The sequence below is a fragment of the Rhodoferax sp. SPJ21 genome (genome assembly GCF_058216335.1).
Genome location: NZ_JBYZMO010000002.1, coordinates 1,478,632 through 1,493,088, shown reverse-complemented (window position 1 = coordinate 1,493,088; position 14,457 = coordinate 1,478,632). Strand labels below are relative to the sequence as shown.

At 62.1% G+C, this 14,457-nt stretch carries 12 protein-coding genes; 1 reads left to right on the top strand and 11 read right to left on the bottom strand.

Translation table 11 applies throughout. From position 1 onward, the window contains the following. Positions 1 to 41 precede the first annotated feature (41 nt). Entirely contained in the window at positions 42 to 845 is an 804-nt protein-coding gene (locus AC4BBN_RS14865; RefSeq protein ID WP_490592741.1) for an AraC family transcriptional regulator, read from the top strand. A gap of 75 nt (positions 846 to 920) precedes the next feature. On the opposite strand, the gene AC4BBN_RS14860 is transcribed toward AC4BBN_RS14865, so the two are convergent. The 11 genes from AC4BBN_RS14860 to serA form a co-directional block, all read right to left on the bottom strand. Next, entirely contained in the window at positions 921 to 1,616 is a 696-nt protein-coding gene (locus tag AC4BBN_RS14860) for an aspartate/glutamate racemase family protein (protein WP_490592740.1), read from the bottom strand. 166 nt (positions 1,617 to 1,782) lie between these two features. Next, positions 1,783 to 3,591 (bottom strand): aspartate--tRNA ligase, encoded by a 1,809-nt coding sequence (gene aspS, locus AC4BBN_RS14855; RefSeq protein WP_490592739.1) that lies wholly within the window; start codon positions 3,589 to 3,591, stop codon positions 1,783 to 1,785. A gap of 81 nt (positions 3,592 to 3,672) precedes the next feature. Continuing rightward, positions 3,673 to 4,299, bottom strand: coding sequence for a DUF502 domain-containing protein (locus AC4BBN_RS14850; RefSeq protein WP_490592738.1), 627 nt, complete (start codon positions 4,297 to 4,299; stop codon positions 3,673 to 3,675). Between the two features lie 8 nt (positions 4,300 to 4,307). Next, complete coding sequence (locus AC4BBN_RS14845) at positions 4,308 to 4,652, bottom strand: FmdB family zinc ribbon protein (RefSeq protein WP_490592737.1); 345 nt, start codon at positions 4,650 to 4,652, stop codon at positions 4,308 to 4,310. A 67-nt stretch (positions 4,653 to 4,719) separates the two neighbouring features. Then, positions 4,720 to 6,300, bottom strand: coding sequence for a ubiquinone biosynthesis regulatory protein kinase UbiB (gene ubiB, locus AC4BBN_RS14840; protein ID WP_490592736.1), 1,581 nt, complete (start codon positions 6,298 to 6,300; stop codon positions 4,720 to 4,722). Continuing rightward, on the bottom strand, positions 6,297 to 6,845 hold the full coding sequence (locus tag AC4BBN_RS14835; RefSeq protein WP_490592735.1) for a ubiquinone biosynthesis accessory factor UbiJ: 549 nt from the start codon (positions 6,843 to 6,845) through the stop codon (positions 6,297 to 6,299). The genes ubiB and AC4BBN_RS14835 overlap by 4 nt, the downstream gene beginning before the upstream one ends. A 35-nt stretch (positions 6,846 to 6,880) precedes the next feature. Further along, positions 6,881 to 7,849, bottom strand: a complete 969-nt coding sequence (locus tag AC4BBN_RS14830; RefSeq protein ID WP_490592734.1) for a Tim44 domain-containing protein — start codon at positions 7,847 to 7,849, stop codon at positions 6,881 to 6,883. Between the two features lie 76 nt (positions 7,850 to 7,925). Beyond that, positions 7,926 to 8,657: a bifunctional demethylmenaquinone methyltransferase/2-methoxy-6-polyprenyl-1,4-benzoquinol methylase UbiE gene (ubiE, locus tag AC4BBN_RS14825; RefSeq protein ID WP_490592733.1), complete on the bottom strand. Its 732-nt coding sequence runs from the start codon at positions 8,655 to 8,657 to the stop codon at positions 7,926 to 7,928. Positions 8,658 to 8,741: 84 nt separating this feature from the next. Then, positions 8,742 to 9,155: a gamma-butyrobetaine hydroxylase family protein gene (locus AC4BBN_RS14820; RefSeq protein ID WP_490592732.1), complete on the bottom strand. Its 414-nt coding sequence runs from the start codon at positions 9,153 to 9,155 to the stop codon at positions 8,742 to 8,744. Next, positions 9,155 to 13,033, bottom strand: a complete 3,879-nt coding sequence (locus AC4BBN_RS14815; RefSeq protein ID WP_490592731.1) for a DUF3683 domain-containing protein — start codon at positions 13,031 to 13,033, stop codon at positions 9,155 to 9,157. Before AC4BBN_RS14815 ends, AC4BBN_RS14820 begins: the two co-directional genes overlap by 1 nt. Before the next feature lie 119 nt (positions 13,034 to 13,152). Then, complete coding sequence (gene serA, locus AC4BBN_RS14810; RefSeq protein ID WP_490592730.1) at positions 13,153 to 14,382, bottom strand: phosphoglycerate dehydrogenase; 1,230 nt, start codon at positions 14,380 to 14,382, stop codon at positions 13,153 to 13,155. Positions 14,383 to 14,457: the final 75 nt, after the last annotated feature.

The window sequence follows — 14,457 nt, the reverse complement described above, 5'->3', positions numbered from 1 at the left end:
ATTAATTAGACAGTTTTCATCGAATTCACGCCAAAACCACCATGCTGCGCAGAGGCCCACTCACATCCGCCGATCTGGGAGACTTCCAGAACTTCACTCCCAGCCTCAGCCGGCCGGTGCGCAGCCGCACCCAGATGCAGCCCGCAGACGCGCATTTCGAGCCGCACGAGCACGCCTGGGTGCAGTTGGCATATTGCGACCAGGGCCTGATTCAGGTGACAGCCATGGAGCCGCAAGGCCACACCAGCTTCGTAGTGCCGCCGTGGCGCGCAGTCTGGATACCGGCCAACACCTTGCACGCCGTGACCATGCTGGAAAACGCCCATCTGCGCACGGTGTACATGCACGCTTCAGCCACGCCTGCGGGCTGGACCCAAGCGCGTGCGCTGGTGGTATCGCCACTGTTGCGCGAAGTCATACAGGCCTTGGAAGACATGCAGCCCGGCCCGCGCGAGGACGCCCTGATGCTGCTGACCCTGCAGGAAATCAGCCAAGCCGCGCCGCACCACCTGGCCATCCGCCTGCCCCAGGACAAGCGCCTGCGCGCCCTGTGCGACGCCGTGCTGCGCGACCTGGCCCGGCAGGCCACGCTGGCCGAATGGGCCTCGCATATCGGCGCCAGCGAGCGCACCATCGCTCGCCTGTTCCGAGATGAGTTGGGTACTAGCTATCTGCAATGGCGCCAGCAGGCGGTGCTGGCCCATGCACTGCCCTTGCTGGCGCGCAGCATGCCGGTGGGCCAGGTGGCCCAGGCCTGCGGCTATAGCAGCGACAGCGCCTTCGCCGCCATGTTCAAGGCCGCCATGGGCCATACCCCCAGCCAGTTCCAAGCTGGGCAAGCCTGAATTTGTGTCTACTATGCTTTTGATAGCTACTTGCGCAGAAGATACGTGCGCCAGCGGCCTATTTCATCTAAAAATCTAGGACTGCAAAGCCCACTCTGCCGCGCTGCGCGCATGGATGGCAGTGGTGTCCAGCAGGGGCACGCTGGCATCGGTCGCGCCCACCAGCAGCGAGATTTCGGTGCAGCCCAGGATGATGGCCTGCGCGCCCTGCTCCACCAGCAAGGCCATCACCTTTTGGTAAGCCAAGCGGGATGCGGGCTCGATGCGGCCCAGGCACAGCTCTTCGTAGATCACGCGGTGCACGGTGTCACGTTCTGCCGCCTCCGGCACCAGAACACGCAGGCCGTAGCGCTCGCGCAGCCGGTCGCGGTAAAAGTCCTGTTCCATGGTGAAGCGGGTGCCGAGCAGGCCCACGGTGTGCCAGCCCGCCTGCCGTATCCGGGCGCCGGTCGGGTCGGCGATATGCAGCAGCGGAATGGAGACCGCCGACTCGATCGCCGCCGCCACCTTGTGCATGGTGTTGGTACACAGCACCAGGCAGTCCGCTCCGGCAGCCGCCAATGCGCGGGCAGCACCCGCCAGCAGCAGCCCGGCGGTATCCCAATCACCTGCATGCTGCAGGCGCTCGATCTCATGGAAGTCCACGCTGTACAACACCACCTTGGCCGAGTGCAATCCGCCCAGTTGCTGCTTCACGGTTTCGTTCAGGATGCGGTAGTAGGGAATGGTGGATTCCCAGCTCATGCCGCCGATCAAGCCTATGGTTTTCATACAGATGCCGCCAGACAAAGGGCTGCAGATACTAAGCATTTCAGGCCGCTGGCGCAATATCTAGCTGCGCAAGCAGCTACAAAATAAATAGCGAAATGCCATAAAAAAAGGCCAGACAAAGCTGGCCTTTCGGTGCACACCAGCAGCCCCCAGGGGCTGCAGCGGATTAGACGATGGGGTTGCGCAGGCGGATGTGCAGTTCGCGCAGTTGCTTCTCGTCCACGGTGCTTGGGGCTTGCGTCAGCAAGTCCTGGGCGCGCTGGGTCTTGGGGAAGGCGATCACGTCGCGGATCGACTCGGCACCGGTCATCAGCGTCACGATACGGTCCAGACCGAAGGCCAGGCCGCCGTGCGGAGGCGCGCCATATTGCAGCGCGTCCAGCAGGAAGCCGAACTTGTCTTGCGCTTCTTCGGGCGTGATCTTCAGTGCATCGAACACCTTTTGCTGCACGTCGGCACGGTGGATACGGACCGAGCCGCCACCCATTTCCCAGCCGTTCAACACCATGTCGTAGCCCTTGGAGATGCACTTCTCGGGCGCAGTGACCATCCAGTCTTCGTGGCCGTCCTTAGGCGCAGTGAACGGGTGGTGCGTGGCGGTGTAGCGCTGCGCGTCTTCGTCGAATTCGAACATCGGGAAGTCCACCACCCACATCGGGCGCCAGCCTTTTTCGAACAGGCCGTTCTTCTTGCCGAATTCGCTATGGCCGATCTTGATGCGCAGGGCACCGATGGCGTCGTTGACGATCTTGGCCTTGTCGGCGCCAAAGAAGATCAGGTCGCCGTCTTGTGCGCCGGTGCGCGCCAGAACTTCTGCCAGGGCTTTGTCGTGGATGTTCTTGACGATGGGGCTTTGCAGACCGTCACGGCCCTTGGCCAGCTCGTTGACCTTGATATAAGCCAAGCCCTTAGCGCCGTAGATCTTGACGAATTCGGTGTAGCCATCGATGTCGCTGCGGCTCAGGCCGCCGACTTCCTTGGCACCGCCAGGCACGCGCAGAGCGACCACGCGGCCGTTCTTCATCGTCGCGGCACCGGAGAACACCTTGAAGTCCACATCGGCCATCACGTCGGTCAGCTCAGTGAATTCGAGCTTGACGCGCAGGTCAGGCTTGTCGGAGCCGTAGCGGTGGGCCGCTTCCTGGAAGGTCATCACCGGGAACTCGCCCAGGTCCACACCCAGCGTGTTCTTGAACACGGTGGTGATCATGCCCTGGAACATGTCGCGGATTTCCTGTTCGGTGAGGAACGAGGTTTCGATATCGATCTGGGTGAATTCGGGCTGGCGGTCGGCGCGCAAGTCTTCGTCGCGGAAGCACTTGGTGATCTGGTAGTAGCGGTCGTAGCCAGCCACCATCAGCAGCTGCTTGAACAACTGCGGGCTTTGCGGCAGCGCGAAGAACATGCCTTCGTGCACGCGGCTGGGCACCAGGTAGTCGCGCGCGCCTTCGGGCGTGGACTTGCCCAACATGGGCGTTTCGATGTCCACAAAACCATGGGCATCCAGGAACTTGCGCACTTCCATGGATACGCGGTAGCGCAGCATCAGGTTGTTTTGCATGTAGGGGCGGCGCAGGTCCAGCACGCGGTGCGTCAGACGGGTGGTTTCCGACAGGTTGTCGTCGTCCAGCTGAAACGGGGGCGTGACCGAAGGGTTCAGCACTGTCAGCTCGTGGCACAGGATTTCGATCTTGCCGCTCTTCAGGTTGTCGTTGACCGTGCCTTCGGGACGCGCACGCACCAGGCCTTTGATCTGCACGCAAAATTCGTTACGCAGGGTTTCGGAGACGGCGAACATCTCGGCACGATCCGGGTCGCACACCACTTGCACATAGCCTTCACGGTCGCGCAGGTCAACGAAGATCACGCCACCGTGGTCGCGGCGACGGTTCACCCAGCCGCACAGGGTGACGGTTTGGCCCAGCAGGGCTTCGGTCACGAGACCGCAGTAGGTGGTACGCATTTGAGATTGCATGGCTATCGATTTCTGGCGCCCCGCGGGGCGCAATGGTTACAAAGAAGGCAGACCACCAGGGACTGCCACGCCCATCACGTCTTAATGGGGCTTGGCGAGGTGGGGTGCAACGACGCTCGGCACAACCACCCCCATGGAAACAATGTATTTCAGCGCCTCGTCCACGCTCATTTTCAGCTCGATGCAGTCGCTGCTTTTGAGCATGATGAAGTAGCCGCCGGTAGGGTTGGGCGTGGTCGGCACGTACACGCTGAGGTACTCACCTTGCAGGTAGTTCGCTGCGTCGCCACCGGGCACACCAGTCACGAAGGCAATGGTCCAGGCACCGTCGCGTGGCCATTGGATCAGCACCGCCTTGCGAAAAGCATTACCGGTTTCCGAAAACAAGGTGTCCGACACCTGCTTCACACCCGAATAGATAGAGCGCACGATAGGAATACGGTGCAGCAGGTTGTCCCACCAGCCGACCAGCTTCTTACCGATGAAATTGCTGGCTACGCCGCCCACCAGCAGCAGCATGGCCAAGGCCAGCAAGACGCCGAAACCCGGAATATGGAAGCCCAGCAGTTTGTCGGGCTGCCAGCTGTCGGGCAGGATCAGCAGGGTCTGGTCCAACGTGCTGATGATGGACTCCAGCACCCACACAGTGATCGCCAGCGGCACGATCACCAGCAGGCCGGAGAGCAACCATTTACGGATAGCGGCCATCATGGCTCTCAGCTACCCGAGCCTGTGCCGCCGGAAGCAGCAGGCGCAGGTGCGGGCGCCGCCACCGGGGCTGCGGCTGCAGGGGTGTCGGCGGACTTGGTGGTGCTGGTGGGCTCAGCGGCTGCAGGCTTGCTGTCGTCCACCTTGGGAGCCGGCGTGGACGTAGCGCCGCCACTCTTGAAATCGGTCACATACCAGCCCGAACCCTTGAGCTGGAAACCTGCGGCGGTGACCTGCTTGGCCAGCGCAGGAGCGCCGCAGCTGGGGCAGTCGGTCAGCGGGGCGTCGGACATTTTTTGCAGCACGTCTAATGCGTGCCCGCAAGACTCGCATTTGTAAGCGTAGATAGGCATGGCGTAGAAGGCTCGGGTTGAAGTCGCAAAACCTATGATTATAGTTTGCCCGGGTGAAAACCCGGACTCAGAAGAGGAAGGGCGACAGCAAGGCAACACGCATCACCAGCAGGCCCAGGCCAAAGCCAATAGCGCCAAAAACCAGGCCTTGCAGCAACCGGTTTGTGCGCTTGTGTTCTGCCAGCAGCTCTTCGATTTGCTTGCGCTGGTCGCCGCCCCGGTCGGCCCTCCCCTGCTTCAGGTAGTCCACCAGCAGGCGGGGCAACTCAGGTAGTAACTTGGCATAACGCGGGGCTTCGTTTTTCAGCTGCTCGAAGAAGGCCTTGGGACCCACCTGCTCCAGCATCCACTTTTCCAGGAAGGGCTTGGCGGTGTTCCAGAGATCCAGCTCGGGGTCTAGTTCGCGTCCCAGGCCCTCGATATTCAGCAGGGTTTTCTGCAACAACACCAGCTGCGGCTGGATTTCCACCTGGAAGCGGCGCGAGGTCTGGAACAAGCGCATCAGGATGATGCCCAGTGAGATTTCCTTCAGCGGGCGATCGAAAACCGGCTCGCAGCAGGCACGAATGGCGGCTTCCAGCTCATCCACGCGGGTATTCGCCGGCACCCAGCCTGACTCAATGTGCAGCTCGGCCACGCGCTTGTAGTCGCGCCGGAAGAAGGCGGTGAAGTTCTGCGCCAGATACTCTTTGTCGAACTCGGTGAGGGTGCCGACGATGCCGAAATCCAGCGAGATGTAGCGGCCAAAGGTCGCCGGCTCTACCGATACCTGGATATTGCCCGGGTGCATGTCGGCGTGGAAAAAGCCGTCACGGAACACCTGGGTGAAAAAGATGGTCACGCCATCGCGGGCCAGCTTCTGAAAGTCCACCCCAGCCGCCCGCAGCCGCTCGGTCTGGCTGATGGGGATACCGGTCATGCGCTCCATGACGATGACCTCGGTGGCGCAAAAGTCCCAGAACATCTCGGGAATCAGCACCAGGTTCAACCCGTCCATGTTGCGGCGCAGTTGCGCCGCGCTAGAGGCCTCGCGCACCAAGTCCAGCTCGTCGTGCAGGTATTTGTCGAACTCAGCCACCACCTCCATAGGCTTTAGGCGCTTGCCGTCGGCCGACAAGCCTTGGACCCAGCCGGCCATGGTGCGCATCAGCCCCAGGTCGCTCTCAATCGCCGGCAGCATGCCCGGACGCAACACCTTGACCGCCACGTCACGCAGGCGGCCGTTGCGGTCCTTCAGCACCGCGAAGTGCACCTGGGCGATGGACGCACTGGCCACGGGAGTGTGGTCAAAGCTTTCAAAAATGTCGCCTACCGACTTGCGGAACGCGCGTTCAATGGTCGCAACCGCCACGGCCGACGGAAACGGCGGCACGCGGTCCTGCAAACGCGCCAGCTCGTCGGCGATGTCGGGCGGCAGCAGGTCGCGCCGGGTTGACAACACCTGGCCAAACTTGACGAAGATCGGACCCAGGCGTTCCAGCGCTTCACGCAGACGCTCGCCGCGCGGAGCCTGCAGATTGCGTCCGACCGACAGAACCCGTGCCAGCACCCCCAGCCAGGGCTTCTGGAAGCTGGTCAGTACCAGTTCGTCCAGGCCGTAGCGGAAGACGATCCAGACGATGTAGGCGCCGCGAAAAATCCGGCTCATGTGTGCGCCTTGTCGGCGCTGGCGGCCATACGCTGGCCCAGGAATTGGTGCAAAGCGCCCACTACGCGGCGCGCAACCTGACCAGCCGTATGCGCGGCTGTGTCACCGATGATGCGGGACAGATCTTCCTCCAAGTCCCAGCGCACGTGGTCCACCAGCCAGTTGACCTCGGCCGCCAACTGCACGTCGCCTTCGATGCGCACGCCGGGTTTGTCGGCATTCAGCGCCTGCTGCAACAAAGAGAAAGGCGAAGCTTCGGTCACCGTCAGGGTCAGGCTGGGCTGGACGCCGGGCTCGGCCCGGTCCAGCAAGCCGGCCGGGGTGGCCCGCAAAGCCATGTGGAAATGACGCCATTGCACCACCACCACCTGCCCTTTTTGCCGCGTGAGCCGGGCCATAGCCTCAGGCTCTTGCTGGAGCACATGGTTTAGCAGCAGGACGACGCGGTTCTGCACCTCGTCCACCACCCAGGCGGGCGGCTGCAGGCTCTCAGCGACGCGGTTGAAAATGTTTTCGAACAAAGAAAAAGGGGACTGTGTTGCCATAGTCCCCCATTATCCCGGATAGAAACAAGCTGCCCTTACTGCAGGGCTTGTACCCCTGCAACCAACCAGCCGCTGGCGCCGCTCTTGGGCTTGGTCATGTTCCAGACCTCACGGAACGGGCTCGGTCCGGCGGATGGTTCTTCGCGGATCATGCCGGAGAACTCGACGCTGGCCATGTAATCGTTGCCCAGGTCCTCGATGCCCAGCAACTTGGCGTCCAACATGACCACGTCGGTCTTGTTGATCTGGGCACCAATGTGCAGCTCGCGCTCGTTCAGCTGGGACTGGATCTCGCCCAGCATGGTGTCAGTCATCATGGCCCGCAGGGACGCTATGTCGGAACGGTCCCAGGCCGATTGCAAGGTGATGAAGTTGTTCTTGGCGGCGCGCAAAAAGCCTTCGGTATCAAAGCCCGCAGGCACGCCCCAGCCCTGTGGGCCAGCCAGCGCCGAGCCGATCATCGAAGTGGAAGCGCCTGCGGCCTCCAGCGGCAGCACATTGCTGCGCTCAAAAGGACGTGCAGATGCGTCGTTGCCCACGTTTTCAGGGCGGTACACGCTGGGCGCTACGGGCGCAGCAGCACCCTGGAAGGCATACGGGCTGGCCGATTGCGAGCTATTGGCATTTTTGCGTGCCCGGAAAACACCCCACAGCACCATGCCCGCCAGCACCAGCAAGGCAATCATCAGGAACTGACCCATCTCGGCGCCCAGGCCCAGGGAATGGGCCAGCCAGGCCAAGCCCAAACCTGCAGCCAACCCACCCAGCATGGCGCCCCAGGGACGGCGTGGTGCCGCAGCAGCAGGAGCTACCGCAGGTGAGGGACGGGTTGCGTTGGTGGAGTTTTGCACCGGCGCGGCGGGTGCCGCAGGCGCGGCTTCACGCCGGATGACATTGCTGGACTGCTTGCCCACCGACCTGCCGCCGCCCAAACGCGCGGCCTCGGCATCCACGACCGAGGTCAGCGCCAAGGTCACAGCCAAAACCAATGCCCAGACTTTCATACCATCTCCATTTGAATTATTCAGTCACCACTGCCAACCGACGCGCAGCCTACGGCAGAGTTATACGGGAACAAGGCTAGCACTTGATACCCACATGTAAAGCCACCATGCCACCGGTAAGGTTGTGGTAGTCCACATGGCCAAAGCCGGCGCCCTGCATCAGGGTCTTCAGTTCCTGCTGGCTAGGGTGCATGCGGATGGACTCGGCCAAGTAACGGTAGCTGGCATCGTCGCCCGCCACCAGCTTGCCCAGCCGGGGCAATACCTTGAAGGAATACCAGTCGTACGCCTTCTCCAGAGGTTGGGCCACTTTGGAAAATTCCAACACCAACAACTTGCCACCGGGTTTGAGCACGCGGCACATTTCGGCCAGGGCCACGTCCTTGTGCGTCATATTGCGCAGGCCGAAGGCCACGCTGACGCGGTCAAAACTGGCATCGTCGAACGGCAGTTTTTCGGCATCGCAGACCATGGTGGGCAGCACGATGCCCTTGTCGATCAGCCGGTCGCGGCCGGTGCGCAGCATGGCTTCGTTGATGTCGGTATGCACCACGCGCCCGGTCTTGCCAACCTTTTTGGCGAACGCCATGGACAAGTCTCCCGTGCCGCCAGCAATGTCCAGCACCTGGTGGCCTTCGCGGATGTCTGCCACCAGCACGGTATAGGCCTTCCAGGCGCGGTGCAGCCCGGCCGACATCAGGTCGTTCATCAGGTCGTATTTGCTGGCCACAGAGTCGAACACGCCGCGCACATGGCGGGCCTTTTCGCTCTCGTCCACCGACTGAAAACCAAAATGGGTAGAAGTCATCTCAGCGCACCGTTTCAATAAAATAGGGCTGCAGCGCAGGTAAGGCCTGCGCAAGCAGCTATCAAAAGTATAGCCGCCAGCAACTCAATGGCTGGCGCAGCCATGGCCTTTATTGTCGGCCATGGGCGCATCACGATCCAGCCCCGCAGCGGCCAGGCGCTGGTCGTACTCGGCCCACAGCTTGTCTTGTTCCGAGCCCAGGAAGTACAAGTAGTCCCAGGTGAAGATGCCGGTGCTGTGGCCGTCGGAAAACGTGGGCTGTACGCCGTAGTTGCCTACCGGCTCCAGCCCGGCCAGCGTGACCTCGCGTTTGCCGGTCTGCAGCGTCTCCTGGCCCGGGCCATGGCCCTGCACCTCGGCGGACGGCGAATACACGCGCATCAGCTCGAACGGAATGCGAAAGCTGGCACCGTCCGAGAAACTCACTTCCAGCACCTTGGACTGGCCATGCACCGTGATGTCTTGGGGGGTCGGCGATCCCGCCGTCAAGCCGGCCATCAGACCAAAACCCGCTCAATACCGCCGTTATTGGCTTGCGCCACATAGGTCGGTAGCCACTGGTCGCCCAGGATCTGGTTGGCCATTTCGACCACGATGTAGTCGGCTTCCAGCAGGCCGTTTTGCAGATCGTTGCCGTAGCGGCTCAGGCCTTGCAAGCAGCTTGGGCAGCTGGTCAATATCTTCAGATTCTCTTGCGGGCCCACCTGGCCGGATTCGCGCAGCGCGGTCTCGGACTTGCGCAACTCTTCTTCCTTGCGGAAGCGGACCTGCGTGGAGATGTCGGGCCGGGTCACGCCCAGCGTGCCGGACTCGCCGCAGCAGCGCTTGCTCTCGGTCACCTGGTCGCCCAGCAATGCCTTCACCGTCTTCATAGGCTCCTGCAGCTTCATCGGCGTGTGGCAGGGATCGTGGTACAGGTAGGTGCCGCCGTTGCCCAGGGTGATGCCCTTTTCCAGCAGGTATTCGTGGATGTCGATGATGCGGCAGCCGGGGAATATCTTGTCGAACTCGTAGCCTTGCAGCTGGTCGTAGCAGGTACCGCACGACACCACCACGGTCTTGATGTCCAGGTAGTTCAGCGTGTTCGCCACGCGGTGGAACAGCACCCGGTTGTCGGTGATGATCTTGTCGGCCTTGTCGAACTGGCCGCTGCCCTTTTGCGGGTAGCCACAGCACAGATAGCCGGGCGGCAGCACGGTCTGCACACCGGCATGCCAGAGCATGGCCTGCGTCGCCAAACCGACCTGGCTGAACAAACGCTCGGAACCGCAGCCGGGGAAGTAGAACACCGCTTCCGTCTCGCTGGTGGTGGCCACCGGGTTGCGGATGATGGGCACGTAGTCCTTGTCCTCGATGTCCAAGAGCGCGCGCGCCGTCTTCTTGGGCAGGTTGCCCGGCATCTTCTTGTTGATGAAGTGGATCACCTGCTCTTTGATGGGCGCGGTACCCAGGCTGGCGCGCGGCGCGGCGGTCTGCTTCTTGGCCGCCGGGCGCAGCAGGTCGTTGGCCAGGCGCTGGACCTTGAAGCCCACCCCCACCATGGCCGAGCGGGCCATCTTGATGGTCTCGGGATTGGTCGCGTTCAGGAAGAACATGGCCGCAGCATTGCCGGGGCGGAAGCTCTTCTTGCCCATCTTGCGCAGCAGATTGCGCATATTCATGGTGACATCGCCGAAGTCGATCTTCACCGGGCAAGGCGTCAGGCACTTGTGGCACACCGTGCAGTGGTCGGCCACGTCTTCAAACTGCTCCCAATGCTTGATGGACACACCACGGCGGGTCTGCTCTTCGTACAGGAACGCCTCGACCAGCAGCGAGGTCGCCAGAATCTTGTTGCGTGGGCTGTACAGCAGGTTAGCGCGCGGCACATGGGTGGCGCACACCGGCTTGCATTTGCCGCAGCGCAGGCAGTCCTTCATGCTGGTGGCGATGTCACCGATATCGCTCTGCTGCATGATCAGCGACTCGTGGCCCATCAGCCCAAAGCTTGGGGTGTAGGCATTGGTCAAATCAGCCTCTAGCGCAACACCTGCCTGCGCATGCAGCTGTGAATTTCGTAGCAGCTTGCCTTTGTTGAAGCGGCCTTCGGGGTCCACGCGCTGCTTGTAGTCGGTGAACGGCTGTATCTCGGCGTCGCTCAAAAACTCCAGCTTGGTGATGCCAATGCCGTGCTCGCCAGAGATCACGCCGTCCAGGCTACGGGCCAAGACCATGATGCGCTTCACCGCTTCGTGCGCGGTCTGCAGCATGGCGTAGTTGTCGCTGTTCACCGGCAGATTGGTGTGCACATTGCCGTCGCCGGCGTGCATGTGCAAGGCCACCCAGACCCGGCCCTTGAGCACGGTTTTGTGGATTGCGGTGCACTCGTCCAGGATGCCCTTGAAACCGGCACCGGTGAAGATGTTTTGCAGCCGGGCGCGGATCTGCGTCTTCCAGCTGGCACGCAGGCTGTGGTCTTGCAGCTGGGGGAACAGCGTTTCCACGCCGTCTAGCCAGCCCTGCCACAGGGCGCGGGTCTCGGCCACCAGGCTTTGGGCCTGCACCACGCGCTCTTCCAGCAGCTCTGGGGACGGCACATCGCCGTCTTCATCGCCCTTGCCCAGCGGCAGGTTGCCGCGGCTGAAGAACTCTTGCAGCGCGTCGCACAGTTCCAGCTTGTTCTTCAGGCTGAGTTCGATGTTGATGCGCTCGATGCCGTCGGTGTACTCGGCCATGCGCGGCAGCGGGATCACCACGTCTTCATTGATCTTGAAGGCGTTGGTGTGGCGGCTGATGGCGGCGGTCTTCTTGCGGTCCAGCCAGAATTTCTTGCGCGCCTCGGGGCTGATGGCGATAAAGCCTTCGCCGCTGCGCGAGTTGGCGATGCGCACCACCTCAGACGTGGCGCGGGCCACGTCGTCAGCGTTGTCACCGGCAATGTCGCCAAACAGCGCCATCTTCGGCAGGCCGCCGCGCTTGGACTTGGTGGTGTAGCCCACGGCTTTCAAATAGCGGTCGTCCAGATGCTCCAGCCCGGCCAGCAGCACGCCGGTGCGCTTTTGCTCGGCGAACATGAAGTCCTTTATCTCGACGATGCTGGGCACAGCATTCTTGGCGTCGCCAAAAAACTCCAGGCAGACGGTACGGGTGTGCGCGGGCATGCGGTGCACCACCCAGCGGCCGCTGGTGATCAGGCCGTCGCAGCCTTCTTTCTGGATGCCGGGCAGGCCCGCCAGGAACTTGTCGGTCACGTCCTTGCCCAGGCCTTCCTTGCGGAAGGTGCGGCCGGGGATGTCCAGGCGCTCGGTGCGGATCTTGGTCTTACCGTCGGCTTCGAAATACTGCAGCTCAAAGCTGGCCACTTCCACGTCATGGATCTTGCCCAGGTTGTGGTTCAGGCGGGTGACTTCCAGCCACTGCGCGTCCGGCGTTACCATGCGCCAGGAGGCCAGATTGTCCAGCGCCGTGCCCCACAGCACAGCCTTCTTGCCGCCGGCATTCATGGCGATATTGCCGCCGATGCAGGATGCTTCGGCCGACGTCGGATCGACCGCAAACACATAGCCGCCGCGCTCAGCCGCATCGGCCACGCGCTGGGTGACCACGCCGGCTTCGCTGTAGATGGTGGCCACGGGGTGGTCCACGCCGGGCAGCATGCGCATCTCCACCTCGGTCATGGCTTCGAGCTTTTCGGTGTTGATGACCGCGCTGTTCCAGGTCAGCGGGATCGCGCCGCCGGTGTAGCCTGTACCACCCCCACGCGGAATGATGGTCAAACCGAGTTCGATACAGCCTTTGACCAAACCGGCCATTTCGGCCTCGGTGTCGGGGGTCAGCACCACAAACGGGTATTCAACGCGCCAGTCGGTGGCGTCAGTCACATGGCTCACACGGCTCAGGCCGTCGAACTTGATGTTGTCCTTGGCGGTCAGCTTGCCCAGCACGCGCGCAGTCTTGCGGCGCAGCTCGGCCACCTGGGTGAAGGTGGCGCCAAACTGGGTCACGGCGGCCGTGGCGGCCACCAGCAGCTCGCCCACCAGGGCGTCGCGCTCGCTATCGGCATCCGGCTTGCGGCGCTTGCCAACCTCGTCCAGGCGGTGGTGCAAGGCGTCCACCAGCTGCTTGCGGCGCTTGGGGCTGTCCAGCAGGTCGTCCTGCAGATACGGGTTGCGCTGCACCACCCAGATATCACCCAGCACCTCGTACAGCATGCGGGCTGAGCGGCCAGTGCGGCGCTCCTGGCGCAATGAATTCAGTACATCCCAAGCACGGGAGCCCAGCAGGCGGATGACGATTTCGCGGTCAGAGAACGAGGTGTAGTTATACGGAATTTCGCGCAGGCGCACGGCTTCGGGGGCCTGCGCCAGCAGGGTGGACAACGCGGTGGGAGCATTCATGGAGATAACCTGGGGGTGGGCAGCAGTGCCCGGGAGCCTGGGATGACGAATCGGGTAGCAATTTTAGGTCAGCCCTCTATGACCCCGCCGACAGCGGGTTGTCTGGAAGCGACAGCGGGCTAAAAGAGCACGCGGCTGCGGATGGTGCCCGGCACGGCTGCCAGCTTTTCCAGCGCCAAATCGCTGGATGCGGCGTCGATATCAATCACCACGTAGCCGATCTTTTCATTGGTCTGCAAAAACTGCGCTGCAATATTGATATGGTTGTCGGTAAACACCTGGTTCACCGCCGACAGCACGCCCGGCACATTGCGGTGCACATGCAGCAGGCGGTGCTTGCCCGCATGGCTGCTGAGCGCTACCTCGGGGAAATTGACGGACGAGATGGAAGTACCGTTGTCGCTGTACTTGACAAGCTTTTCGGCCACTTCCAGGCCAATATTGGCTTGGGCCTCCATGGTGGAGCCGCCGACATGCGGGGTCAAAATCACATTGTCCAAGCCGCGCAAGGGCGACTGGAACTCATCTTTATTGCTACGCGGCTCTTCGGGGAACACGTCGATCGCAGCGCCCAGCAGCTTCTTGGCTTTCAACGCAGCCGCCAGGGCATCGATATCCACCACCGTGCCGCGCGCAGCATTGATGAAAATGCCGCCTTGCTTCATGGCTGCAAACTCCGCCGGGCCGATCATCCACTGGGTGGCAGCGGTTTCCGGCACATGCAGGGTGACGATATCGCTCTGGCCTAGCAGCTCATGCAGATTCGCCACCTGGCGCGCATTGCCCAAAGGCAGCTTGGTCACCACGTCATAAAAGCACACCTGCATGCCCAGCGCCTCGGCCAGCACCGACAGCTGCGTACCAATAGAGCCGTAGCCCACGATGCCCAGGGTTTTGCCACGTATTTCAAACGAATTCTCGGCCGACTTGAGCCATCCGCCGCGGTGCGCCACGGCGCTTTTCTCGGGCACGCCACGCAACAGCAGAATGGCTTCGGCCAGCACCAGCTCGGCCACTGAGCGGGTGTTGGAGAACGGCGCGTTGAACACCGCAATACCGTGCTCGCGCGCGGCTTCCAGGTCCACCTGGTTGGTGCCAATACAGAAGCAGCCCACGGCGACCAGCTTGCTGGCGTGGGCAAACACATCTGCGGTCAGCTGGGTGCGCGAGCGGATACCGATGAAATGCGCATCGGCGATCTTTTCCTTCAACTGATCCTCGGGCAAGGCACCAGGCAAGCTCTCGATCTGGGAGTAGCCTGCATTGCGCAGCACCTCTAACGCGGAAGGATGCACGCCCTCCAGCAACAGAAACTTGATCTTGCTTTTGTCCAGAGAGGTCTTGCGCATGCGTTGCCCGGCGTCAGGGAGAGATAAAGGGAAGATGATCCTAGCATGGTGCACCGCAGCAAACAGGCACACAAA

Bases quoted from the DNA above. Each gene is read 5' to 3' on its own strand.
- AC4BBN_RS14865 (WP_490592741.1), top strand. From the start codon at position 42: ATGCTGCGCAGAGGCCCACTCACATCCGCCGATCTGGGAGACTTCCAG.
- AC4BBN_RS14860 (WP_490592740.1), bottom strand. From the start codon at position 1,616: ATGAAAACCATAGGCTTGATCGGCGGCATGAGCTGGGAATCCACCATT.
- aspS (WP_490592739.1), bottom strand. From the start codon at position 3,591: ATGCAATCTCAAATGCGTACCACCTACTGCGGTCTCGTGACCGAAGCC.
- AC4BBN_RS14850 (WP_490592738.1), bottom strand. From the start codon at position 4,299: ATGGCCGCTATCCGTAAATGGTTGCTCTCCGGCCTGCTGGTGATCGTG.
- AC4BBN_RS14845 (WP_490592737.1), bottom strand. From the start codon at position 4,652: ATGCCTATCTACGCTTACAAATGCGAGTCTTGCGGGCACGCATTAGAC.
- ubiB (WP_490592736.1), bottom strand. From the start codon at position 6,300: ATGAGCCGGATTTTTCGCGGCGCCTACATCGTCTGGATCGTCTTCCGC.
- AC4BBN_RS14835 (WP_490592735.1), bottom strand. From the start codon at position 6,845: ATGGCAACACAGTCCCCTTTTTCTTTGTTCGAAAACATTTTCAACCGC.
- AC4BBN_RS14830 (WP_490592734.1), bottom strand. From the start codon at position 7,849: ATGAAAGTCTGGGCATTGGTTTTGGCTGTGACCTTGGCGCTGACCTCG.
- ubiE (WP_490592733.1), bottom strand. From the start codon at position 8,657: ATGACTTCTACCCATTTTGGTTTTCAGTCGGTGGACGAGAGCGAAAAG.
- AC4BBN_RS14820 (WP_490592732.1), bottom strand. From the start codon at position 9,155: ATGGCCGGCTTGACGGCGGGATCGCCGACCCCCCAAGACATCACGGTG.
- AC4BBN_RS14815 (WP_490592731.1), bottom strand. From the start codon at position 13,033: ATGAATGCTCCCACCGCGTTGTCCACCCTGCTGGCGCAGGCCCCCGAA.
- serA (WP_490592730.1), bottom strand. From the start codon at position 14,382: ATGCGCAAGACCTCTCTGGACAAAAGCAAGATCAAGTTTCTGTTGCTG.